This window comes from Lysinibacillus sp. NPDC096418 (genome assembly GCF_044762775.1).
Taxonomy (GTDB): Bacteria; Bacillota; Bacilli; order Bacillales_A; family Planococcaceae; genus Lysinibacillus.
Genome location: NZ_JBIWEY010000002.1, coordinates 212,153 through 235,077, shown reverse-complemented (window position 1 = coordinate 235,077; position 22,925 = coordinate 212,153). Strand labels below are relative to the sequence as shown.

Genomic DNA, 22,925 nt, shown 5'->3' with positions numbered 1-22,925 from the left:
AAGCAATGCTTCTTTTTTCATCGTAAAAAAGCACTTGCAACCCCACCATCTATTGTTAACATACATCCTGTCGTCTTTTTCGCTTTGGAAGAAGCAAAAAATGCAATTCCCTCTGCAATATCTTTCGGGTAAATATTCTCTTGTAAAATGGTACGCTTGCGGTAATGTTCCTCTAGGTCGTCTGGTTGAATACCATACGCTTGAGCTCTCTCTTCTCGCCATTTAGAACCCCAAATGGCCGACCCCTGCAATACAGCATCTGGCAATATAGAATTTACACGTATACCAAAATCGCCACCCTCTACTGCTATACAACGTGCTAAATGTGCTTCTAGTGCCTTCACTGCACTATAAGCCGTAACGTTTTTGCCCGCATATATAGCGTTTTTCGAACCAATAAAAATAATGCTACCGCCAATTTGTTGCAGCTTCATCAATTTGAACGCTTCTCGTGCCACTAAAAAATAGCCTGTGCCAAGTACATTCATATTTAAGTTCCATTCATCTAATGTTGTTTTCTCAAATGAACTAGATGTTGCTAGTCCCGCATTGTTTACTAATATATCAATGCCACCATATTGAAGCACCGTCTGTTTAAATGCGTGAAGGATTCGATCTTCTTTTGTGACATCAATCGAAACAGCTAATGCTCTGCCCACTCCAAATTTCTCAGCAATATCAGATGCTATTTTTTGTGCACCTTCTTCATTCAAATCAGCCAGTACAACATGCGCACCTTGGCTTGCTAACAATCGGCATGTTTCACTACCAATACCACCAGCACCTCCAGTAACAAAAACAACCTTACCTGAAAACTCTGCAGCTTTTGGTGCTAATGATAATTTATATAATTCTAGTGGCCAATACTCGATTTGATAGGATTCTTCTGCAGTCAATGATGTAAAACCACCAATCGCATCTGCACCTCTCATGACTACAATCGCTCTTTGATAAAGTGCCTCACTAATTTTTGCATGCTGATAATCCTTGCCCGTATTAATCATCCCTATTCCACGAATTAAAATAACTCTTGGATAAGGATTGAACATACGATCTGTAGCTGTAGCATTCTCCTTAAAATATGCCTCATAAGCTGTTCGGTAGTTTTCTAACCCTTCAGTCACCATGGTCTGTAACGACTTTACCTCTCCGTCCCAGTTGATAAATAAAGGAACTCGTTTTGTATGCACCAGATGGTCTGGGCACGCGGCACCAACATTACTTAAATCTAACGCACGTTTACTATTCACAAACTCCAAAACGGTATCGCTATCATCATATGTCACGATCGATGGGTGTGATTTGGAAACAAATCCACGAATAACAGGGAGTAAATTTGCTAAGATTTCTACCCTTTCTACTTGGGGGATTGATGTAAAACATTCCCCCCCAAAGACTGGTGCAGTAGCAAATGCAGCATCAATATAACCCTGTGCTTCATTAATAACGTCAATTGTTTTATCGTAACTCTCTTTTGCTGTTTCCCCCCAAACCACCAATCCATGCTTCTCCATTAACACAAGTTCTGCCTTTGGATTTTCTTTCACTTTTTTGGCAATCATTTTGGATAATAAGAAACCTGGACGAATATAAGGTACCCATACAAATCGATCTCCATATATTTCTTGCGCAATGTCCTGCCCATTTGGTGCACAACAAATACTAATAATTGCATCCGGGTGTGTATGATCCACATGTTTATATGGTAAAAAAGCGTGTAGCAATGTTTCAATTGACGCGCGGGGATGTGATTTATCTAGCATACAATGCTCCAAATAATGAACCATTTCTTCATCAGTCATATTCTCTCGTGTTAATAACTTATTGACTGGTTCTAATTGTATAGCAGTAAAATTGTCTTCGGTCATGCTCGCTAAGTCTGATCCACTTCCCTTAACCCACATTACATCGACTTCGTTGCCTTGAAAGTCGATAGCAGTTGTTTTGAAGGAGGTGTTTCCACCAGCATAATTACAAACTCGTCGATCAGCACCGATTAAATTCGAACGAAGTGCTAAACCAGATACTGTATCTGTCTCTACAGGTTCAATCGTTTGAGGCCAAAGATTCTCAATCATTTTTCATTCCCCATTTTCTCTTCGGTATATTTTAAATGTCTAAGTTTCTCCATCATCGCTGACTTTACCGCGAAGTATTCACTTAGTTCCTTATAACAAGAAAACAATTCATCATAGACTGCTTTCGTCGCTTTATTAGGTTTATAAAGAAGTACTTCTTTTTGGCACAGTCTCTCTATTGCATATTCAATATGCAATAAATCCACCATTCTCAGGTGCGGCTGCCGTCGCACCTAAAATAGCCGCACCAACAGCCGGTACCTGTTGTTCAACACAAACCTCAATTTCCTTTTGTAAAATATCAGCATACAATTGCATCAGTAGTTTATTTTTCTGGGGTATTCCACCTGTTGCAATAAGTCTTTGCACCTGGAGTCCGTGTGCTTCATATAAATCAATAATGACTCTTGTTGCAAAAACAACAGATTCTAAATAGCCGCGATAAAGCATAGCTGTTGTTGTCGTTAATGTTTCACCGACAACAACACCACTTAATTGACCGTTGACATAAGGTGTCCGATTACCATTATGATAATCAAGTACAACTAGCTGATTTTCGCCTGGTTGTAATGCTGCAGCCTGTTCTTCTAGTAATTGAAAAATAGAAACGCCTCGCTCTTTACTTTCTTCAACTACATTACTTGGCACATGATTTTTTATAAAATAGGCAAATAGATCACCGACAGCTACTTGCCCACTCTCATAGGCAAATGCTCCAGGCAAAATCCCATCCTCAACAACTCCACTTATTCCAGGCAAAAAAATCTCCTTATCATGCACCATTAAATGACAAGTTGACGTACCCATCACCATAACGAGCTCATTTGGTTGACTCACCCCTACACCAAGTAAGGCAGCATGCGCATCTATAATAGCTACACCGACTGCTGTTTTCGTTGTTAATCGAAGTAATGTAGCAATTTCTTCCGTTAGATAACCGGCTCTTTGGCCAATAGATTGTACAGTCCCTCATAACTTTGTGTCATAAATCATTGGTAGTGCATGATGAATTTTACTAAGTTGTTCATTTGATAAGTAGCTATCTTGCTTTGACCACATACCTTTATAGCCTGCAAAGCAACTACTTCGTGACAATACTCCAGTAAGTTTCGAAACGAGCCAGTCTCCTGCTTCCATGAAATATGCAACTTCATGGAAAAATTGTGGATCATCATTGGCAATTTCCATTACTTTAGGCAGTAACCATTCTGAAGATACGATATTGCCATACCGTTCTATCCACTTATCCTGGCGGCATCGCTCGTTTAATTTCTTCGCTTCTTCCTCTGCAGCATGATGTTTCCATAGCTTTACATAGGCATGTGGATTTTCCACAAAACGATGTTGATGGAGGAGTGGCTCAAACTCATCATCTACTGGCACAACTGTACAACTCGTAAAATCAATACCAATGCCGATAATTTGCTGAGGCGATACCCCCGGCACCTCTGATAACTGATGGATAAGCGTCGCTAACACACATAGATAATCATCTGGATGCTGTAGCACAGTATCATGCTTTAAAGGCTTACCAAATAAACTCTCTGTGATAACACCATGCTTGTAGACCTGTTGCACTGACTTATGACATATGCCGGTTTCAGTATTCATTAGTATTGCCCTTGCAGATTCAGAGCCATAATCCACGCCGATGACATATTTCATCACACTCACTCCTGCTATTTATAGATAGGGCCGAAGTTTTGACAAGCTCGGTAGTCTGCCCCTTCACTATTTGCCGTACCAAACGAACTCCATGCTTTTGGTCTAAATATACGTTCCGCTTCAACATTATGCATATTTACTGGAATTCGAAGCATCGCTGCCAGCGTAATGAATTCATCACCAATATGCCCATAACTTAAAACGCAGTGGTTTGCTCCCCAATTACTCATCACTGAATAAACATCCGTAAATGCTCCATTTCCAGTTATCTTCGGCACAAACCAAGTAGTTGGCCATGTCGGATCTGTTCGTTGATCAAGGGTATCGTGCATATGCTCCGCTAACTCTACAGTATGCCCCTCTGCAATTTGTAAAACAGGTCCAATACCTTTGACATAATTTAACCGCGTAATGGTCACAGGCATTTCACCTTTGGTCGTAAAATCAGTAGAGTAACCACCACCACGGAAATACTCCGTCGAAGCGGGTCGCCATTTTGTATGCTGCAAGCAAGCTTCAACTTCTTCATCTGTAATAGCCCAAAATGGCTTCATCGCAGGCTTGCCATCAATCGATTGTTGCCCTGTGCCATCTAGTGCTGCTGGCCCTGAGTTAATAAGGTGAATAAAACCATTTTCCGCTCTGCCTTCTGGTGCTTTTCCTGTTACTCGTTCTACTGCTTCTGGGCTCCAATACGTACGCACATCTGCAAATATTTGCGCTGTATTCGTTAATAAGTGCCCAAATGCCATAGATACACCATTTAAATAATCATTTTCAGTAGCAATAATATAGGGCGCTCTCTTACCATTCCAATCAAATGATGAATTTAAAATCGCCTCTAAAAAATCCCCATTTGGAAAATGGTCCGTCCATTGACGCTGCCCTTGAAAACCAGCAATAAGTGCATTACGTCCAAGTGCTTCTTCTTCGTAGCCCTTTCCGGCAAGTTTTTCATTCCCAATCATTAAATCTCTTGCAATCAACGTCATTTGAATAGAACGTTGCCAATCACTTTCCTTTTCTTCATCAGTTCGCTTAAACGCTTCTTTATTATTATCCTCCCCTCGGATTAGCTTTTCATTTGCCCACTCAAGTGCCTTCGCAAATTCTTCTTCATCGAAAATTTTCAAATCCATTCGGCGAATAAACTCACTTAAATCGATATATTCATTACGCATCCCTAAGTATTCTTGAAAAAAATCATCCTTCACGATACTGCCTGCAATGCCCATCGATACGGAACCCATCGATAAATACGATTTGTCTTTCATTGTCGCTACCGCTAGTGCCGCTTTTGTAAACTTCAATAATTTCTCTTGTACATCCTCAGGAATTGAGCTATCTGTTAAATCTTGCACATCACGTCCATAAATACCGAAAGCCGGTAAACCCTTTTGTGCATATCCAGCAAGCACAGCCGCTAAATATACTGCACCTGGTCTTTCTGTACCATTAAATCCCCAAACGGCCTTTGGTATATGTGGATCCATATCCATCGTTTCGCTCCCATAGCACCAACAAGGTGTTACTGTAATAGAAATCCCTACGCCTTCACGCTTAAATTTTTCTGCAGCTTGAGCCGCTTCTGCTACTCCGCCAATACACGTATCCGCAATGACGCACTCTACTGGCTCACCTGTAAAATATCGAAGGTTTTCTGATAAAAACTGTGCGACATTTTGAGCTAAACTCATCGTCGTTTCTTCTAGCGATTCGCGCACACCATTTCTTCTGCCGTCAATCGTTGGACGAATACCTATTTTCGGTAAATTGCCGATAAATCGATGTTGTAGCATATATCTATCCCCTTTTTATGAATGTTTATATGGGCGAAATAACTGGCGAAATTTCTCCAAGTATAATTCCTTTTGCTCCATTACTTGTGGTTCATAACGTTTTACAAGATAAGAGGCTTTAATTATGTCTCTTCCTTCCTGCAATGAATGAATTTCACCTAAAGCTCTTAGTTGCGACAGACCATTGCCTAATGAACTTGCTTCAGTTGGTCCCGCACTAATTTGTTTCCCACTTATATTGGCAAGCATTTGGCAAAGTTGCTCATTCTCTGCACCACCGCCCCCTATATAAATCGTACCTTTTTCATTTGCCGTCATTTGCTCAATTTGTTCAGCAATCGTGGCATAGCTCAGTGCCAGACTCAGTGTAATACACCGAATATACTGACCAACCGTCTCAGGAGCTTGCTGATTGGTCATTCTACAATAGTGTTGAATAGCCTGTTGCATATTCGCTGGATTAAAGAAGCTTTCATCATTCGGATCAATGAACGTCGAAAAATTTTCATTTTCATAAAATAATCTTTTTTCATCCTCATAGCTCAGCGTAATCTGTTGTTGTTGCCATTCTTCACGCAAACGATGGAGTAACCAAAAGCCCATTGCATTTTTTTGAAAACGATATGTGCCTTCACTCGTTCCTTCGTTAGTAAATCCTCCGTTAAATGCTTCAATACTAACTATTGGCTCCTGCACCTCTTTACCGACTAACCCCCAAGTACCAAGGCTCATAAATAGCGCCTCGCTCTCCTCGATGGGTAGCGCTGATAATGCACTTGCTGTATCATGTCCAGGTACAGCAACCATTTGTAGCGTAGGAAACTGATCCAGTGGTCCTATTATTTGATGAGGCTGTACAATATCGCATAACGGCAAATCCTGCCCAAAAATATCTTGTATTAATGCACGATCCCAAGCTTTAGTCGAAGGATTCATCAATTGCGTAGTTGAAGCAATCGTAAATTCATTGTTTTTGATGCCCGTTAAGTAATACGAAAATAAGTTAGGCAAGAGTAAAATTTCAGTTACTTCCTTTAATAACTGCGGTTGATCTTCTTGAATTGCCATTAGCTGAAATAATGTATTGATTGAAGCCACTTCATTGCCTGTTCGTTGAAACAATTCAAATGGTGTCATATGTTGTTGCAGTGTGTTCACCATTACTTCGGTATGTGGATCTCGATAAGAAAATGGCTGCGCTAAAAGCTGATTGTTCTTTCCCAATAAACCAAAATCTACACCCCACGTATCAATACCAACTGTACAAGCATTAGAAGGTGCCTGCTCAAGTGCTTGCTTCATTTGTCTGATGATAAATTGATCATCCCAATAAAAATGAGATCCTATATGAACAGGTTTATTAGAGAAACGATGGATCTCCTCACTAGTGATGATTCGTCCATCAAAATGGTTGGCAACTAATCGACCACTTGAAGCACCTAAGTCAAAAGCTAAAACAGTCCGCATGGTTCGCCCTCCTACTCCTGCAACAATTTCGAGCGATAACGCTCTGCGGAAAGATTTCGTAATTCCTTACATTCTTCGTTTGTTAATATGCGTGGTCCCCCAAATAATGTACTAATCGTTAAAACCTTTGCAGATTCCTCCGTTAATTGCATATAAAAGTACGCTTCTTTCAGCGTTTTACCTACTGTTAATACGCCGTGATTGCGCATTACTATGACCTCATGTTCAGTAATTATTTCACCCACTGCATCTGCCAATAATTCGGTTGTTGGAATAATGTAGTCCAAATAACCAACACTGTTGACCATCGCCGGAAAATCTGGAAACATCGGTGGAATCTCTTTACCAGCTGATGAAACAGCAACTGAATATGTTGGGTGTGCATGTAATACAGCATTTATATGTGGATTTTTTCGAAAGCACGCTAAATGCATGAGCACTTCTGAGGATGGTCTTAAATCCCCCTTTACTTTGCCCGTTGCAATATGCACCTTCACCCATTGATGATCCTCAATTTCTTGTAAATCATAACCACTAGGTGAAATATACATATAATCACCCTCACGCAAACTCAAATTTCCGCCTGCACCTACTACTAATCCACCTACTACTAATTTATGAGCATATTTTTTCAGCTCTTCAATATTCTGCACCATATCATCACACTCCGTTTGTAAAAAAGGGAGGCACAAAATTCCGCCTCCACTTTTATTAATTATTCATAAATAGCAGCTTTAATTTCTGCAGAATCGATATTATCTTTGTCATACCAGTAGAAACCAGTATCAATTACTTTCTCAACGGACTCGCCTTTTATTGCTGCAACTGCTGCTTTCACCGTTTCATAGCCAATACCTACTGGATTTTGCGTCACAGCTCCAACCATTAAGCCACTCTTAATGGCATCAATTTGTTGTTTGCCTGAGTCAAATCCGACCACAACAATTTCACCTGTTTTGTTTAATTCTTGAACAGCATTCACAACACCAATCGCTGAACCTTCGTTTGAGCCGAAAATACCTTTTAAATCTGGATGTGCTTGCATAATAGCCTTTGCTAAGTCGGTTGATTTTAAGTGATCCCCGCCACCATACTGAATATCCACGATTTCAATATCTGGATACTTTGATTCTATTTGATTTTTAAAGCCATCTCGTCGTCCTGCACCAGTAACAGATACTTGGTCATGCACGATTAATGCAATTTTTCCTTTATTCCCAATTGCTTCAGCCATTTTATCGGCCGCTAATGCTGCCGCAGCTGTATTATCAGTAGAAGCTGTTGCTAACGGTAAATCACTATCTACCCCTGAGTCGAACGCAATAATAGGAATATTTTTCGCATCAGCATCTGTTAGTAAGGGAATTGCTGCTTTTGAATCTAGTGCAGCAAAACCTAATGCTGCTGGCTTTTTATCAAGCACAGCTTGTAACATTTCAATTTGTTTATCTACTTGAGACTCCGTTTCAGGTCCTTCAAATGTAATCGTAACATCAAATTCATCCGCAGCTTTCTCTGCTCCCTGCTTTACCGCTTGCCAAAACTGATGCTGAAAACCCTTGGAGACGATAGCAACATATGGCTTTTCACTGCTTGTTTCAACTGTCGCATCATTTGTATCTGTACCTTCTTTATCCCCATTTTCTGCTGTATCTTCAGTTGAAGTATTACACGCCACCAATGCCAAAACCATGACGAACAGTACACCTACCAACCAAAACTTTTTCTTCATCCACTCTACCCCTTTAACTTTTTTATTTTGATGTCAAATAGACCTAATACTCTTTATTTATTCATTTCTTCTTCTTACAACATCAATAAAAACAGCTAATATGATTACTAAACCTACGACAACGGTTTGCCATTCTTGCGGAATCGATAATATACGTAAACCATTTGTCAGCACACTCATAATAAGAGCTCCGATAACTGTTCCCACAATAGAACCCTTTCCTCCACTTAAAGATGTGCCGCCAATCACGACTGCTGCAATAGCTTCTAGCTCATAGCCTTGCCCCAATGCCGGTTGTGCAGAATTTAAACGGGCTGCCATTAACACCCCTGCAATTCCTGTAAATGCACCCGCTAATGTATAAATAGCGATCTTCCAAAAGTTGACGTTTACGCCTGAAAGTCTAGTTGCTTCTTCATTACTTCCAATCGCAAAGTTGTACCGCCCTAAAATTGTTTTTGATAAAATAACGCTACCTATAATAGCCATTATGAAAAATATAAGAACAGCATTTGGAATATTAACACCAGGAATAATTGAACCCAATGCTATTTTCGTAAACCATTCATACTCTAAGAAGTAGATGGGTGCTGCATTTGAAATCACTAATGCTAGCCCCTTCGCGACCATCATCATAGCCAAAGTAGAAATAAAAGGTGGGATTTTTAACTTGGTAATCATCACACCACACAGCAATCCACAAAATGCGCCTGTAGCAATACCACCCATAACACCGATAATAATTGGTAAACCACTGTTAACAACAAGTACGCCTGTCATAACAGAAGACAACGTCATCACTGTACCTACAGACAAATCAATACCACCTGTAATAATGACGAATGTTGCACCTAATGCGAGAATGCCTATTACAGCGGTCGATAGTAAAATACCGATGATATTACTCCACTGTAAAAAGTTACTCGAAGCAATCGAAAAAAATAGTATTAATGCTATTAAACTAGCAAATGCTAATGTTTGCTGAAGAGCACCAACAGGAATCATTTTCTTCTTTTCTGTATTCGTCGTGACTGCAATCGGATTGGTCATACTCACTCCTCCTTACGCTTTTTATCTAAGTTACCTGTTAAATCTGTGATATTCGCTGGGGGCTTTGACTTTATTCAGTCGGTGTTTGAACGCTCACTAAGTAAAGTCAAAACCTACATTTCTTTCACAGACTATAAAAATCACGATTTTCTACTGAATTAAGTTAAGTTCGTTGCATAGCTCATAATCAGTTCTTGCGTTGCCTCTTCAGCATTTATAACTGCACGAATTTCTCCCTCTGCCATCACCATAATGCGATGACTCATCCGTAAAATTTCTGGTAGCTCCGAAGAAATCATAATTATCGCCTTTCCCTCTGAAGCTAGTTCATCTAATAGTTTATAAATTTCCCCTTTTGCTCCAACATCAATGCCTCTTGTCGGTTCATCGAAAATAAGTATGTCGCAGTTACGATAAAGCCATTTTGCTATTACGACCTTTTGCTGATTCCCACCCGATAACAGCCTAATTTCCTGATCAATAGATGGTGTTTTAATATTGAGCCGCTTTACAAAATCCTTCGAAATGGATTTTATTTTATGATTGTTAATAAAGCCAAGTTTCGATTGAAAGTTTCTAATGGTTGGCAAGACCATATTCGATTTTACGTCCATGTTCACAAGTAGCCCGTATTGTTTACGATCTTCTGATAAATAGCCAATTCCTAATTTCACTGCATCCGATGGTGATTTTATTTTCACTTTCTTGCCATGCATATAAATTTCACCCTCGGAGCATTTATCCGCACCAAAAATAACGCGTGCGATTTCAGTTCGTCCTGCCCCCATCAATCCCGAAAAGCCCAAAATCTCACCTTTATGTAATTCGAAAGAAACATTTTTTAAATGAGATTTCGTCGAAATATTGCGAACTTCTAAAATCTTCTCCTCTGTATTACTATCTGTTTGAGGCTTAGATTCAATATAAACCTCTCGACCAACCATCAACTTAATAACATGATTCATATCAATACCTTTCATTTCAAGCGTATCGATATAACAACCATCCCGCATAATCATGACTCGGTCAGATATTCTTTTGAGTTCATCCATCCGATGGGAAATATAAATAATACCGACGCCCTTCCGCTTTAAATCTTCAATTATATTGAATAAGGCATCAATCTCCGCATCTGTTAAAGCAGTTGTCGGTTCATCCATCACAATAATTTTCGCATCCAATGATAGCGCTTTCGCAATTTCCACCATTTGTTGTTTTGCCACGGATAAATGTTGCACCTTCATCTTTGGATCTAACTGAATCCCCAATCTTTCAAATAACTCTTTCGTATCTTGATTTAGTTTTTTATCTTTCACAAATAAATTGGCGCTCTTCGGCTCTCGCCCGATAAAAATATTTTGAGCAATCGTTAAATCTTTCATTAAGTTCAACTCTTGATGAATAATCGATATCCCTAATTTTTGTGCATGCTTAGGAGAAAGCACCTCAATTTCTTTCCCTAAATATTGAATACTGCCCTCATCTTTTTTATAGATGCCAGATAAAATCTTCATTAATGTGGATTTTCCTGCACCATTCTCACCGACCAACGCTAATACTTCTCCCGCATGAAGCGTTAAATGTACATTTGACAATGCCTTGACACCCGGAAATGACTTGGAAACGTTTTCAATTTTCAGTATGGGCTCCACTTTACCACCTCGCTTTGTATGCATGTTGGTTTCTCTGTAAAGGAATTTTGAAATTCTTTTTTCATCTATCCAAAACATCTACTATTGCATCTTTGCATATATAACTTCTCTTCCTTTTAATAGGGTCTCTAGTATTTGCTTATTGGCCGCTTCATCAACTACAACTTTTGTAATGAGTTGATGGCTACCAATACAGGAAAATGCTTTTTTGTTTAACTTACTGTGATCCATTAATAATATTTTTTCATTTGCATTTAGGGCCATTCTTCGTTTTATCATTGCTTGCTGTTCATTGGAGTCACTTATTCCCCACTTTTCATCTAATCCCTCACATGAAAAGAACATTTTATCGACATGATACTTTTCAATTGCTTCAATTGTTTGAGGACCGAATAATGCAGGTGATGTTTTTGACAAGGTCCCTCCTAGAACTGTGACTTGAATATTTGAATGCCTCCCTAGCTCGATAGCAATCGATAGCGCATTCGTTAATACGATTAATGAGATGTTAGGGAGTTTTTTTGCCATATATAAAGCTGTTGAACTAGCATCTAAAAATAATATGTCATTTTCTTGGATTAACTGAACGGCTGCTGTTGCAATTGCATCTTTCTCTTGCTGAAACAGTATTTCTCGTTGTACAAAAGGCAGTTCGAATTCATCAGCTTCCACGGAAACTGCCCCACCATGTGTTCTTGCTAACTTCCCTTCTGCTTCAAGCTTTTCTAAATCCCTACGAATCGTTTCCTCTGTAACTTGAAAAAGCTTACTTAACGCCGATACTTTGACATTTTGTTGCTTGTTCACCTTATATATAATTTGCTTTTGTCTTTCAATTGCTAACATATATCTTCCTCATTTCTATCAACGCGCTTAGGCTCCTTTGCAATAATGCCCTTTTTTAAAATTACATTCGCATAAATTGCGGCTTCGCTCGTCGCTACTATGGCATATGCTTTTTTAGCTCTTTCATAAAATGCTAAGCGTCCTAGTTTGTACGGTAAAAATTGATTATTATCAGTCTTCTCTAGTATTTTTGCGTAGGTTGACCAAATTTCTGGTGTTTCTACTTCTGGTCCATGCATCATATACACAACGGCAAAGTCAGCATAGGAGTCTAAAGGGAACAGTGTTAATATATCTTCCAGCACAGTAGGAATTGACACACCAGATAACGGAATTGCTTTGTTTGTGTGTGAGTATGTTGGAAAATTTCCGTCGGCTAACACAATTTCATCACCATGTCCCATTTCCATTAACACTTTTAATAACTCTGGTGAAAGCGACATTGGGATATTCTTTAACATAATTTGCATCACCTTCTTTTTTGGTTTTATCAGTAAAAACAAAAAAAGCAAAAAATATCAAACACAAAACCATTAATTACTTATATGTTTCTCACAAAAAGTGTATGTATAGATTTATAAATAAATTTAGACACAAAAACACCCATCATCGCGATGGGTGTTTTCAAAATTTTTATTTATCTTCCTCTAAAAGAAGTAGTAATTCTTCGTCCTCTTCTTCCTCATCATGTGCTGCGATTGTGTAAGATGAAGCCGCAATACCATAAGATGCACGGATCTTATTGGCGATTTCCTCTAATACAGCAGTGTTCTCTTTTAAATACTGCTTGGCATTTTCGCGGCCTTGTCCTAGACGTTCGTCACCATATGCATACCAAGAACCACTTTTTTGTACGATGTCTAATTCAACACCTAAATCTACAGTTTCGCCTTCTTTAGAAATACCTTCACCATACATAATATCGACTTCTGCAGTTCTAAATGGCGGTGCTACTTTATTTTTCACGATTTTAATTTTTGTACGGTTACCCATAATGTCATTTCCTTGTTTAATCGCTTCTGCACGACGAACTTCTAATCGTACTGAACTGTAGAATTTAAGGGCACGACCACCAGGAGTTGTTTCTGGATTCCCGAACATTACACCGATTTTTTCACGAATTTGGTTAATGAAAATAGCGATTGTTTTTGATTTATTAATAGCACCTGATAGCTTACGTAATGCTTGTGACATTAAACGTGCTTGTAAACCAACGTGCGAATCACCCATATCACCCTCAATTTCAGCCTTTGGTACAAGTGCTGCTACAGAGTCGATGACAATAATATCAATGGCACCACTACGTACTAATGCTTCAGCAATCTCAAGCGCTTGTTCACCAGTATCTGGCTGAGAAAGCAGTAACTCGTCAATATTGACACCTAATTTTTGTGCATAGATTGGATCAAGTGCGTGCTCTGCATCGATAAATGCAGCCTGGCCACCATTTGCTTGTACTTCAGCAATCGCATGAAGTGCTACTGTTGTTTTACCAGAAGATTCTGGACCGTACACTTCGATAATACGTCCACGAGGATAACCACCAACACCTAATGCTGCGTCAAGTGCTAATGAACCACTTGAAGATGTTGCGATTTCTAAATCTGTTTTTTCGCCAAGTTTCATAATTGACCCTTTACCGAAATTCTTTTCAATTTGTTTTAACGCCTGTTCTAAGGCTGCTTTACGATCACTCAATGTATTTCCTCCTTTGAAAACGTTCACTGTTTTTGTCTATCTCTACTATACTTGTTTTTGAGAAAACACGCAAGAAAAAAGCGAACGTTTATTCGATTTTTCTTCAAAATAAAAATTTGGATAAGTTCTCCCTATCCAAATTCTCATTTTCAACTATTTCATTATCGTTTTGAAAAACCACGGTCCCCGAGCAATTGCATTAAATAATGACATGTAAACTTCACCGCACGTAAACGATTTGTATTACGCATGCCCGATAAATGTAGTAGGTACGTAATTGGTTCTTCATCATCAATAGCAATGCCTATCCAAACAGTACCTACAGGCTGATGGTCATGAGCTGTTGGCCCTGCTGCACCAGTAAGACCGATGCCAATATTCGTATTGAACTTAGCGCGAACGGCACTAGCCATTGCTGATGCACATTCACTACTGACAATTCCATAGGTATCAAGTAATTCTTTCGAAATGCCAAGTTGCTTAACCTTTGTATCCTCTGTATAAGTGACAACCCCGCCAATGAGCGTGCCTCCTACACCTGGAATTTCTGCAAGCTCTGATTGAAATAAACCTGCAGTTAAGCTTTCTGCTGCAGAAATTGTGAGATTATTATCTAACAGCATTTCTACTGTTTTAGATGCCAGAGAATCATCGTCGATACCATATTGGTAATCGCCTACAATTGCTTGAATTTCAGTCACTTTCGCCGCAATGAGCTGCTGTGCTTCAACCTCTGTTTCTGCCTTTGCCGTCACACGTAATGTCACTTCTCCATCAGATGCTAACGGTGCAACTGTTGGGTTTGTTTGCGCATCTAAAATATCTTGCACACGATCCTCTAACTCAGCCTCACCAATGCCATAAAAGCGCATTACATGAGATATGATAACCCCACCAGCATTTAACAAAGCAACCAGTTTTGGTTTTGCTTCATATTGGAACATTGGCTCCAACTCTTTCGGAGGACCAGGTAGTAAAATATATGTACGCCCAGCCTTCGAGAGAATCATCCCAGGAGCCATGCCATGGTGGTTTGCTAGTACATCACTACCTGCTAACACAAGTGCCTGCTTTCGATTATTGTCTGTCATTGGCCGACCACGTTTTGAAAAAAAATGTTCTATCGATGTTAAAGCAGCTTTATCAAATTCCAAATCGAGATTTAAATGTCGTGCAATTGTTTCTTTCGTTAAATCATCTTTCGTTGGACCAAGACCACCAGAAAAAATAATACAATCCGCTCTCGATTCAGCTACCGTAATCGCCTCCACTAGACGATTCGAATTATCTCCAACTACTGTATGATAAAACACGTTTATCCCAAGCTCAGATAATTGACTGGAAATAAATTTCGCATTGGTATTCGTAATTTGACCTAAAAGCAACTCTGAACCAACCGCAATAATTTCAGCATTCATGACCCACAAGACCCCTCTTATTTAGACTCAAGTAACACACGACGATTTATATAGAAATAATCCCATCCTGACCAAAGTGTAAAGAATAATGCAATATATAACATGATTGTATCAAATGGAATACCAATTAATGTGAAAATTGTATTGTGTAAGAGTGCTGCTGCAATCGCAACAATTTGTGCCCATGTTTTAATTTTACCAAGTTGGTTTGCCGCTACGACTTCACCACCACCTGCTAAAATTAGGCGTAATCCTGTTACAGCAAACTCTCTACTAATAATGATAATAATAATCCAAGCTGATGCCATATCAAGCTCTACCATTAAAATAAACGCCGCAGAAACAAGTAATTTATCCGCAAGTGGATCTAAAAATTTCCCGAACGTTGTGACAAGATTATATTTACGCGCATAATATCCATCTACCCAGTCCGTTGTAGAAGCAATAATAAAAATAAGGGCACCTATAAAATGATGAACAGGCATTTCTGCGCCAAATAACGACATTGTCCCCCATCCAAAGTCATACATCATTACAATGACAAAAAACGGGATAAGTAAAATACGAGAGATGGTAATTTTATTTGGAATATTCATTTCACTAACACCTTTCATGATGAAAGAAAGTAGTCACCATTAGGTGACTACTGTTCTTTATTGAAATTGATGACGATGTTTTGCGTTACTCTTTGTTGTGCATACGTTAAAAGCTCGTCATTAATATATACTTTTGCATTTGCTGAATTCCCTAGACGAATACGTACATAATTTTGAGCCGTTGCATCAAATTCCACAACTTCTCCTGCATTATATGCTCGCGTATCTGCTAGTAATTCTGTTTTGCTTTGATCACGAATACCGACCCAGGTTGGACCTGATACTTCAATACGAAGTTTAAATACATCTGTACCAGTTAATGTATACGAAGTTGTTTCACCATCAGCTTCGATTGTACCAGGAGAAATGGCTTGTTTAACATCTTCGACATCTTCTTCCGGTTTATCCTCTTCTTTATCAGTATCTTCTTTTGATGCATTTTCTTTATCTAGTTTTTCTTTATCTTGTTGTTCTTTGTCACTATCAATTGGTTGAGGATTTTTATCATATTCCATCACCGGTGGTTTATCTTCCACCACCGGTGTACCCGCATTGCTTTTAGACTGCCATAAAATCCACATTATTACAATAATCACGATAATAAATAGAGCGGCAATTATTTTTGGCATCGATTCCATCATTCTATTGGAAGGACCCTTAGTTAGCTTACGTCTACTCGGTATCTGTGATATTGATTGTGACACCTGCTCGTTTGGAGCACCTGGCACGTCACCTTTGTATGTTTCTAATAACTCTTCAGCGTTTAAATCAACAGCTTCCGCATATTGTTTTATAAATGCACGCACATAAAATGTACCTGGCATCATTGAATAGTTGCCTTCTTCAATACCCATTAAATAACGTTTTTGAATTTTCGTTATTTCTTGTAAATCATCCAAACTATAGCCTTTGGACAGTCTCGCCTCTTTCAGTCGAGTACCTAATTCAGTCACAATTAACACCTACTTTAATATCAAATTCACCTTGGCTTCATTTGATGCTCCATTTTTAATCATGCTTGCACCATTATCTCCTATGAAAATTTATGGCATCTGCCAGAGGCTTTAAATTTCTTCAGTTGACATTTATTAAGTCTACTGAACCTTTTACAATAATTGCATTTATCTTTTATCCAATATATGAGGAGATACCACTGAATAAAATTAAAAATTAAATCCACCAAACGAATTGGACTCGGACATCATTTGATTTTTTTCCATTATTTCGTAAGTAATTTCTTCATTCGGGTCATGACGTAATTCAATAATGTAATCGAAATCCTCAATCTTATACTCTGAATGCTGTACAAACATGTCTGGGTGCTCTACTACCTTAATTGAAGACATTCGCATTATCTCTCGAACAAGCTGCAAATGACGTTCATCTGTCGAGCGGCGGGTTACAATACCATCTAATATAAAAATATTATTGTTACTGAACTCATCTCCAGCTAGTTTATTTCTTACTGTTTGCTTAATCATTGTCGATGATAAAAAAATCCATTTTTTATTGGCACAAACACTCGCAGCTACAATCGATTCGGTTTTACCAACACGAGGCATTCCACGTATTCCAATTAATTTATGGCCGTCCTTTTTGAATAATTCAGCCATGAAGTCAACCAAAATACCTAGTTCATCACGTACAAAACGGAATGTATTTTTTTCATCTGCATCTCGAGGAATATAGTGACCATGTCTGATGGCTAAACGGTCACGTAGTTTAGGTTGTCGAAATTTCGTAACATGGATATGTTCCATTGTCGAAACAATTGTTCGAAAGCGCTCAATTGCTTCATCATTGTCTGTATGCACTAACATTCCACGACGTTCTTCATCGACACCATTGATTGATATAATATTGACACGAAGCATCCCTAAAAGTGAAGCAATATCCCCCAATAATCCTGGACGATTCACCTGAATTTCATATTCAAAGTACCAATCGCTCAAATGTAATCGTCCCCTTCTTATTAGTTAACGTAAAAAAACCTTTATAAGTTCCATCATAGCGGATTTTTTATGTAATGGAAAGTTAGAATGCAACGATTTCTAGGGTTATTTATAAAATACTTGTATTTTTTTTAAAAGAGCAAATTATAACACCACACAAAACCACTTATTATCCTAATAAAGGATATATATTCCTTTTATATAAAAAAGCAACCGTTCGATAAGTCAACTTGACTTATCGAACAGCTGCTCCAATCTTACTGCACATGCTTATTTTGAACAAGCTTCACAACACAATTAGCAAGTGCATGCTTCTCATCATCGGATGCAACAGCCCATAAATCAGAAAGAACTCGCTCTTGTTCATTTTTCGGATCAACATTTGTCGCCAAATATTCACCAATTTGAACAGCTGCCTCCTGAATCACTTTCTTTGGCATCCCATTTGATTCTGCCTGTGTCACATTTTGTCCTAAAAAAGAAGTCCATTTTTGCCAGTTGTCTAAAATGCTCATAACTTCTCCTCCTTTTCACACCTAGTATGTGCTTAAAGAGAAATTATATGTACCAGCCACCGTTTAATCTTATAATTTGCCCAGTCACATAATCTGCATGCCCTGATAAGTAAAAGCGGACCATTTCTGCAACATCCTTCGTTTGTCCAACTGTTCCAAGTGGAATCTCATCTAAAATATAGCTAAGTTCTTCATCGCTTAAATGGCCATTCATCGACGTATTTATTAAACCTGGTGCAATCGCATTTACACGAATACCTGATAATGCAGCTTCTTTTGCATAGGACTTCACAAACGCGTGTTGAGCACCTTTAACGGTTGCATATAAGGATTCACCTGCTGAGCCTGCTTCACCCCAAATTGACCCAATAAAGAGCACATAACTAACTTTATGTACACGTAGCTTGCTTGAAAGTAAAGCTGTAAGGCGCATAGGATTTTGTACATGAACGCGCCATAACGCTTCCATGTCAGCTGTAGTTGTATCTTCGAGTAATGCATAATGTGCTTGCCCACTTGCAAAAACAAGCGCCTGCAAACTAAAAATTTGCGACGCGAGTTTTTCTGCAGCCATGTTATCAGTAAAATCAGCCTGTACAATCATAAATTCCTGTGTTGGAAAATCGAAAGAAAGCGAATGATATAAATCATTCATAGCTTTCTCGTTATGCGTAAAGTGTAAATAAAGGGACCAACCATCCTCTGCTAGGCTTCGGCAAATAGTACGACCAATTTCCCCCGAAGCTCCTAGCACAAGTGCAAACTTTTTCATTATGCATTCTTCTCTGTCGGCAAAATTTTAAAAACAGTTTGCTGTGATTCGCCCTGAATTGTTTTGAAAGCCTCAGTTATATCTTCAACTGTTAAAGCTTCTAATTCCGGTACAACATCAAATAAATTCATGTCGTTAAAAGAATAACGCGTAAATTGATTTGCAATAAATTCAATGGAATTTAAGGCACGTAAGAAGAAACCAATTTTTTTACGCTTGATGCGTTCTAAATCAGCACTGATAAATGATGATTTACCTTCATATTTAGCAAGTTCAGCCTTAATCGCTTTTTCAAGAACATCTGGTTCCGTCGTATCTGAACCAATCATCGCAAAACCAAAGCCTTTTTCAAGCGTAAAATCAAAGGCATACGTTTCATCGATCAAGCCCTCATCATACACATGCGTATAGAACTCAGAAGTACGACCAAAAATAAGCTCTAATGCGATTTGCACCGCTAGCTCATGTTTTAGCATTGCACTACCTGAAAGATCCGTTTCCTTCGCTTTAAGGCCTACATATACCTTTGGCTTTTGAACATCCATATACAACGAATCTTCTTTGACAGCGACGTCTGACGGTTCTTCATCAAAAAAGCGTTGCAACGGTGTTGGTGCTTCGAATTGTTTTTTCGCTTGATTTTCACGAATATACGTCATCATTTCTTCTGGATCAACTGCACCAATTGCAAAAAGAAGCATGTTTGATGGGTGGTAGAACGTATTATAGCAAGTGTATAAATGATCAGCAGTAATGCCATCTATAGACTCGATTGTCCCAGCAATATCGATCTTTACGGGATGATTGTGATACATATTCGCAATCGTTCCGAAATATAAACGCCAGTCCGGTTGATCATCATACATTGTAATCTCTTGACCAATTATTCCTTTTTCCTTATTGACCGTCGCCTCAGTGAAATATGGCTCTTGCACGAAGTTCAATAATGTTTCTGTACTTTTATAAATATGGTCTGTTGAAGAAAATAAATACGCTGTACGTGTAAATGACGTGAATGCATTTGCTGAAGCACCGTACTCACTAAACTTTTGGAATACATCGCCGTCCTCTTTTTCAAACATTTTATGTTCTAAAAAGTGGGCAATACCATCTGGTACAGTAATTGCTTCTGTTTCACCGATTGGCACAAAAGTACGATCTATTGATCCATACTTTGTCGTAAACGTCACAAACGTTTTTGAAAACCCTTTTTTCGGTAATATATAGACATCTAAACCATTTTCTAATTTTTCATAGTAAAGTGTTTCATCTAACTGTTTAAATTCAATTGTTTTCATTGTGCGGCTTGCTCCTTCCCACATAAGAAATAGACCGCTTCAAGTTTAACTTGTTTCGCCATTTCAATGACATCTTCTTTCGTTACAGCTTTCCATCTATTTGCCCAAGCTTCTACAGAAAAATTCTCAGGTAAATCTTTATATTGATCAAAAATCTCAATTTGACCGCGTGCAGAATCCAACGCCTCTTTTAACTGATTCGTAAGCATCGCTTTTGTTTGTTCTAATTCTAAATCTGAAATATCGCCTGCTTGCATGACAGCTAATTGCTCTTTAATAAGAGTAAGGGCTTTTTCTTCGTTTTTCGCTTCAATCCCCGACACAACGAATACTAAGCCGTAATGCGATGCGTATGAGCTTGATGCATAATATGCTAAGCTTTCCTTTTCACGAACATTCATAAATAATTTGGCATGCGGATAACCACCAAATACGCCGTTAAAAATTTGCATTTTCGCAAAATCAGCATCACCAAAACGTACGGGTGTACTAAAGCCAATGTGTAGTTTCCCTTGCTTCATGTCTTGTTGCTCGCGGACATAGTCATCTTTTGGATGTTGCTGCGGTAAAACAGCTGGTATTTCTTCAGGTGTACGATCTTTAAATGGTAGCACCTGTTTTAATTTTGCTACTATTTCATCCTCATTGACGTCACCAGCTACATAAATATCGATCTTATCATTTGCCATCATTGCTTCGTAACCTGCAAATAGTGATGACGGAGTAATTTTGTTGATATCCTCCACCGTACCATTTGCCGAGATTGAAGCAGGTTCATTTGGACGTAAGATTTGTTGAAGTCGTTGTTGGGCAAAACGTGACTTATCGTCAAAAATGGATTCAATACGTTGAATAACCATTTGCTTTTCACGTGACACAATCGATTCCTTAAACACACCATTTTCTAAATTCGGTTCAAAAATAGCTGTGTGTAATAAATCCAACACTTCACTTAACACATTGCTATTTGCTAAATATTGATCATTCACCGTTTCTACGTTCATGAGCACTGTATGTTCATTACCACGTTTTGATGTATCAAAATAAAGAACTGTGCCAAATAAATCATCTAAAAAACTACGAAATGCGGCTGTTGTCGTATATTTTGCATTGCTATGTTGTAAAACATTTGTTAACACCGTACGCTCAGATGCGCTCTCGGCTGTTAATGGGCTTCTCCATTTAATTGAAAAATTCACAGTTTTAAATTGGGTCGTTTGTCGTATATGCAGGTTGACACCTTTGGCAAAAGGTATTGTTTTAAACATATGGAACCCTCCTATCTTTCTTAATATAACAATGTTCTACAAATACTATACATGTCTACTATCTACAATTGCAAAAAGAATTACATATATGTACCAAAAAGGCCGAGCACAAGGCCCGGCCATTTATTTTTTCGCTACATACATCAAAAGCAAAGGCGATTAACGCTTCCCTTTAATATATGGTTGCCCACTTGCTTTTGGTGCATTTGCCTTTCCAATAAATCCTGCTAACGCAAAAATTGTTAAGACATACGGAAGAATTTGTAGGTATACAGCTGGAATGTCTTGCACGTATGGAATTTGATCCCCGGTAATACTTAATGTTTGCGCTAAACCGAAGAATAACGCTGCACCGAGTGCACCAATTGGATGCCATTTCCCGAAAATCATTGCCGCAAGCGCCATGAAACCTTGACCAGCAATCGTAGCATGTGAGAAATCACGTGTAATTATTTGTGCATAAACCGCACCGCCAAGACCACCAAGTGCACCAGATATAACAACAGCGATATAGCGCATTTTATTTACGGATATCCCCATAGTATCTGCCGCCATTGGGTGTTCCCCCACTGCACGAAGACGTAAGCCGAACGGTGTTTTAAAAATAATAAACCATGCACCAATTGCAACAGCAAAGGCCAAAATGGATGCACTGTAAACATCTTTGAATAGTAATGGACCAAAGAACGGTATATCTTCTAAATAAGGAATCGCAAAACGCTCAATCGGACGGGTAATCATATCTGTTTGCCCTTTACCATAAATCAGCTTTACTAAGAATACCGACACAGCCAATCCTAATAAGTTAATGGCAACCCCAGATACCGTTTGATCGGCACGGAAGGAAATCGATGCCACAGCATGTAAAAGAGAGAAAATCCCACCTACAATTACAGCCGCAAGCATAGCTATCCAAATTGTCGCAGCCCCAAATGTAGCTGCATACTCTAAGTTCACATAAATGCCGACGAATGCTCCAACAATCATTAAACCTTCTAAACCAATATTCACAACACCTGAACGTTCAGAGAATACCCCACCAATTGCTGTGAATATTAATGGTGTTGCATAAAGAATCGCAGAAGGGATGATGAAGTATAACATTTCTAAAAAGCTCAT

The 22,925-nt window shown here is 38.7% G+C and carries 22 protein-coding genes; all 22 read right to left on the bottom strand.

Annotation, left to right across the window (positions count from 1 at the left end; translation table 11 throughout):
- Nucleotides 1-17 precede the first annotated feature (17 nt).
- Nucleotides 18-2,078, bottom strand: coding sequence for a bifunctional aldolase/short-chain dehydrogenase (locus ACIQZG_RS03695; RefSeq protein WP_402753815.1), 2,061 nt, complete (start codon nt 2,076-2,078; stop codon nt 18-20).
- The gene (locus ACIQZG_RS03690) at nt 2,075-2,287 is read right to left on the bottom strand and encodes a hypothetical protein (protein ID WP_402753814.1); all 213 of its coding nucleotides are present in this window, start codon (nt 2,285-2,287) and stop codon (nt 2,075-2,077) included. Before ACIQZG_RS03690 ends, ACIQZG_RS03695 begins: the two co-directional genes overlap by 4 nt.
- A complete protein-coding gene (locus tag ACIQZG_RS03685; RefSeq protein ID WP_402753813.1) occupies nt 2,265-2,915 on the bottom strand; it encodes an FGGY-family carbohydrate kinase in 651 nt (216 codons plus the stop codon). Before ACIQZG_RS03685 ends, ACIQZG_RS03690 begins: the two co-directional genes overlap by 23 nt.
- 132 nt (nt 2,916-3,047) lie before the next feature.
- Nucleotides 3,048-3,743 carry an FGGY family carbohydrate kinase gene (locus ACIQZG_RS03680; protein ID WP_402753812.1) on the bottom strand — a complete coding sequence of 232 codons (696 nt, stop codon included), beginning with the start codon at nt 3,741-3,743 and terminating at the stop codon, nt 3,048-3,050.
- A gap of 14 nt (nt 3,744-3,757) precedes the next feature.
- Nucleotides 3,758-5,542 carry an L-fucose isomerase gene (locus ACIQZG_RS03675; protein ID WP_402753811.1) on the bottom strand — a complete coding sequence of 595 codons (1,785 nt, stop codon included), beginning with the start codon at nt 5,540-5,542 and terminating at the stop codon, nt 3,758-3,760.
- 15 nt (nt 5,543-5,557) lie between these two features.
- Nucleotides 5,558-7,009, bottom strand: coding sequence for a rhamnulokinase (locus ACIQZG_RS03670; protein WP_402753810.1), 1,452 nt, complete (start codon nt 7,007-7,009; stop codon nt 5,558-5,560).
- Nucleotides 7,010-7,020: 11 nt separating this feature from the next.
- Complete coding sequence (locus tag ACIQZG_RS03665; RefSeq protein WP_402753809.1) at nt 7,021-7,665, bottom strand: class II aldolase/adducin family protein; 645 nt, start codon at nt 7,663-7,665, stop codon at nt 7,021-7,023.
- Between the two features lie 59 nt (nt 7,666-7,724).
- On the bottom strand, nt 7,725-8,741 hold the full coding sequence (locus ACIQZG_RS03660; RefSeq protein ID WP_402753808.1) for an ABC transporter substrate-binding protein: 1,017 nt from the start codon (nt 8,739-8,741) through the stop codon (nt 7,725-7,727).
- 57 nt (nt 8,742-8,798) lie between these two features.
- Nucleotides 8,799-9,791: an ABC transporter permease gene (locus ACIQZG_RS03655; RefSeq protein WP_402753807.1), complete on the bottom strand. Its 993-nt coding sequence runs from the start codon at nt 9,789-9,791 to the stop codon at nt 8,799-8,801.
- A 158-nt stretch (nt 9,792-9,949) separates the two neighbouring features.
- Nucleotides 9,950-11,467: a sugar ABC transporter ATP-binding protein gene (locus ACIQZG_RS03650; protein WP_402753806.1), complete on the bottom strand. Its 1,518-nt coding sequence runs from the start codon at nt 11,465-11,467 to the stop codon at nt 9,950-9,952.
- Between the two features lie 57 nt (nt 11,468-11,524).
- Complete coding sequence (locus ACIQZG_RS03645; RefSeq protein ID WP_402753805.1) at nt 11,525-12,289, bottom strand: DeoR/GlpR family DNA-binding transcription regulator; 765 nt, start codon at nt 12,287-12,289, stop codon at nt 11,525-11,527.
- Nucleotides 12,283-12,750, bottom strand: a complete 468-nt coding sequence (locus ACIQZG_RS03640) for an RbsD/FucU family protein (protein ID WP_402753804.1) — start codon at nt 12,748-12,750, stop codon at nt 12,283-12,285. Before ACIQZG_RS03640 ends, ACIQZG_RS03645 begins: the two co-directional genes overlap by 7 nt.
- Before the next feature lie 172 nt (nt 12,751-12,922).
- Entirely contained in the window at nt 12,923-13,987 is a 1,065-nt protein-coding gene (gene recA, locus ACIQZG_RS03635; protein ID WP_402753803.1) for a recombinase RecA, read from the bottom strand.
- Between the two features lie 161 nt (nt 13,988-14,148).
- On the bottom strand, nt 14,149-15,405 hold the full coding sequence (locus ACIQZG_RS03630) for a competence/damage-inducible protein A (protein WP_402753802.1): 1,257 nt from the start codon (nt 15,403-15,405) through the stop codon (nt 14,149-14,151).
- A 17-nt stretch (nt 15,406-15,422) separates the two neighbouring features.
- The gene (pgsA, locus tag ACIQZG_RS03625; RefSeq protein WP_402753915.1) at nt 15,423-16,001 is read right to left on the bottom strand and encodes a CDP-diacylglycerol--glycerol-3-phosphate 3-phosphatidyltransferase; all 579 of its coding nucleotides are present in this window, start codon (nt 15,999-16,001) and stop codon (nt 15,423-15,425) included.
- Nucleotides 16,002-16,048: 47 nt separating this feature from the next.
- Nucleotides 16,049-16,963 (bottom strand): helix-turn-helix domain-containing protein, encoded by a 915-nt coding sequence (locus tag ACIQZG_RS03620; RefSeq protein WP_402753801.1) that lies wholly within the window; start codon nt 16,961-16,963, stop codon nt 16,049-16,051.
- Between the two features lie 201 nt (nt 16,964-17,164).
- Entirely contained in the window at nt 17,165-17,953 is a 789-nt protein-coding gene (locus ACIQZG_RS03615) for a DUF3388 domain-containing protein (protein WP_402753800.1), read from the bottom strand.
- Between the two features lie 257 nt (nt 17,954-18,210).
- A complete protein-coding gene (locus tag ACIQZG_RS03610) occupies nt 18,211-18,468 on the bottom strand; it encodes a DUF3243 domain-containing protein (RefSeq protein WP_402753799.1) in 258 nt (85 codons plus the stop codon).
- Nucleotides 18,469-18,511: 43 nt separating this feature from the next.
- Nucleotides 18,512-19,240: an elongation factor P 5-aminopentanone reductase gene (ymfI, locus tag ACIQZG_RS03605; RefSeq protein ID WP_402753798.1), complete on the bottom strand. Its 729-nt coding sequence runs from the start codon at nt 19,238-19,240 to the stop codon at nt 18,512-18,514.
- Entirely contained in the window at nt 19,240-20,538 is a 1,299-nt protein-coding gene (gene yfmH, locus ACIQZG_RS03600) for an EF-P 5-aminopentanol modification-associated protein YfmH (RefSeq protein WP_402753797.1), read from the bottom strand. Before yfmH ends, ymfI begins: the two co-directional genes overlap by 1 nt.
- On the bottom strand, nt 20,535-21,806 hold the full coding sequence (gene yfmF, locus ACIQZG_RS03595; RefSeq protein WP_402753796.1) for an EF-P 5-aminopentanol modification-associated protein YfmF: 1,272 nt from the start codon (nt 21,804-21,806) through the stop codon (nt 20,535-20,537). Before yfmF ends, yfmH begins: the two co-directional genes overlap by 4 nt.
- 159 nt (nt 21,807-21,965) lie before the next feature.
- On the bottom strand, nt 21,966-22,925 hold the full coding sequence (locus tag ACIQZG_RS03590) for an ABC transporter permease (RefSeq protein WP_402753795.1): 960 nt from the start codon (nt 22,923-22,925) through the stop codon (nt 21,966-21,968).

Coding starts and splice junctions, on each gene's coding strand:
- ACIQZG_RS03655 (WP_402753807.1), bottom strand. CDS start 9,791: ATGACCAATCCGATTGCAGTCACGACGAATACAGAAAAGAAGAAAATG.
- pgsA (WP_402753915.1), bottom strand. CDS start 16,001: ATGAATATTCCAAATAAAATTACCATCTCTCGTATTTTACTTATCCCG.
- ACIQZG_RS03665 (WP_402753809.1), bottom strand. CDS start 7,665: ATGGTGCAGAATATTGAAGAGCTGAAAAAATATGCTCATAAATTAGTA.
- ACIQZG_RS03650 (WP_402753806.1), bottom strand. CDS start 11,467: ATGCATACAAAGCGAGGTGGTAAAGTGGAGCCCATACTGAAAATTGAA.
- ACIQZG_RS03645 (WP_402753805.1), bottom strand. CDS start 12,289: ATGTTAGCAATTGAAAGACAAAAGCAAATTATATATAAGGTGAACAAG.
- ACIQZG_RS03680 (WP_402753812.1), bottom strand. CDS start 3,743: ATGAAATATGTCATCGGCGTGGATTATGGCTCTGAATCTGCAAGGGCA.
- ACIQZG_RS03660 (WP_402753808.1), bottom strand. CDS start 8,741: ATGAAGAAAAAGTTTTGGTTGGTAGGTGTACTGTTCGTCATGGTTTTG.
- ACIQZG_RS03630 (WP_402753802.1), bottom strand. CDS start 15,405: ATGAATGCTGAAATTATTGCGGTTGGTTCAGAGTTGCTTTTAGGTCAA.
- ymfI (WP_402753798.1), bottom strand. CDS start 19,240: ATGAAAAAGTTTGCACTTGTGCTAGGAGCTTCGGGGGAAATTGGTCGT.
- ACIQZG_RS03670 (WP_402753810.1), bottom strand. CDS start 7,009: ATGCGGACTGTTTTAGCTTTTGACTTAGGTGCTTCAAGTGGTCGATTA.
- yfmF (WP_402753796.1), bottom strand. CDS start 21,806: ATGTTTAAAACAATACCTTTTGCCAAAGGTGTCAACCTGCATATACGA.
- ACIQZG_RS03610 (WP_402753799.1), bottom strand. CDS start 18,468: ATGAGCATTTTAGACAACTGGCAAAAATGGACTTCTTTTTTAGGACAA.
- ACIQZG_RS03690 (WP_402753814.1), bottom strand. CDS start 2,287: ATGGTGGATTTATTGCATATTGAATATGCAATAGAGAGACTGTGCCAA.
- ACIQZG_RS03640 (WP_402753804.1), bottom strand. CDS start 12,750: ATGTTAAAGAATATCCCAATGTCGCTTTCACCAGAGTTATTAAAAGTG.
- ACIQZG_RS03675 (WP_402753811.1), bottom strand. CDS start 5,542: ATGCTACAACATCGATTTATCGGCAATTTACCGAAAATAGGTATTCGT.
- ACIQZG_RS03695 (WP_402753815.1), bottom strand. CDS start 2,078: ATGATTGAGAATCTTTGGCCTCAAACGATTGAACCTGTAGAGACAGAT.
- yfmH (WP_402753797.1), bottom strand. CDS start 20,538: ATGAAAACAATTGAATTTAAACAGTTAGATGAAACACTTTACTATGAA.
- ACIQZG_RS03590 (WP_402753795.1), bottom strand. CDS start 22,925: ATGAGCTTTTTAGAAATGTTATACTTCATCATCCCTTCTGCGATTCTT.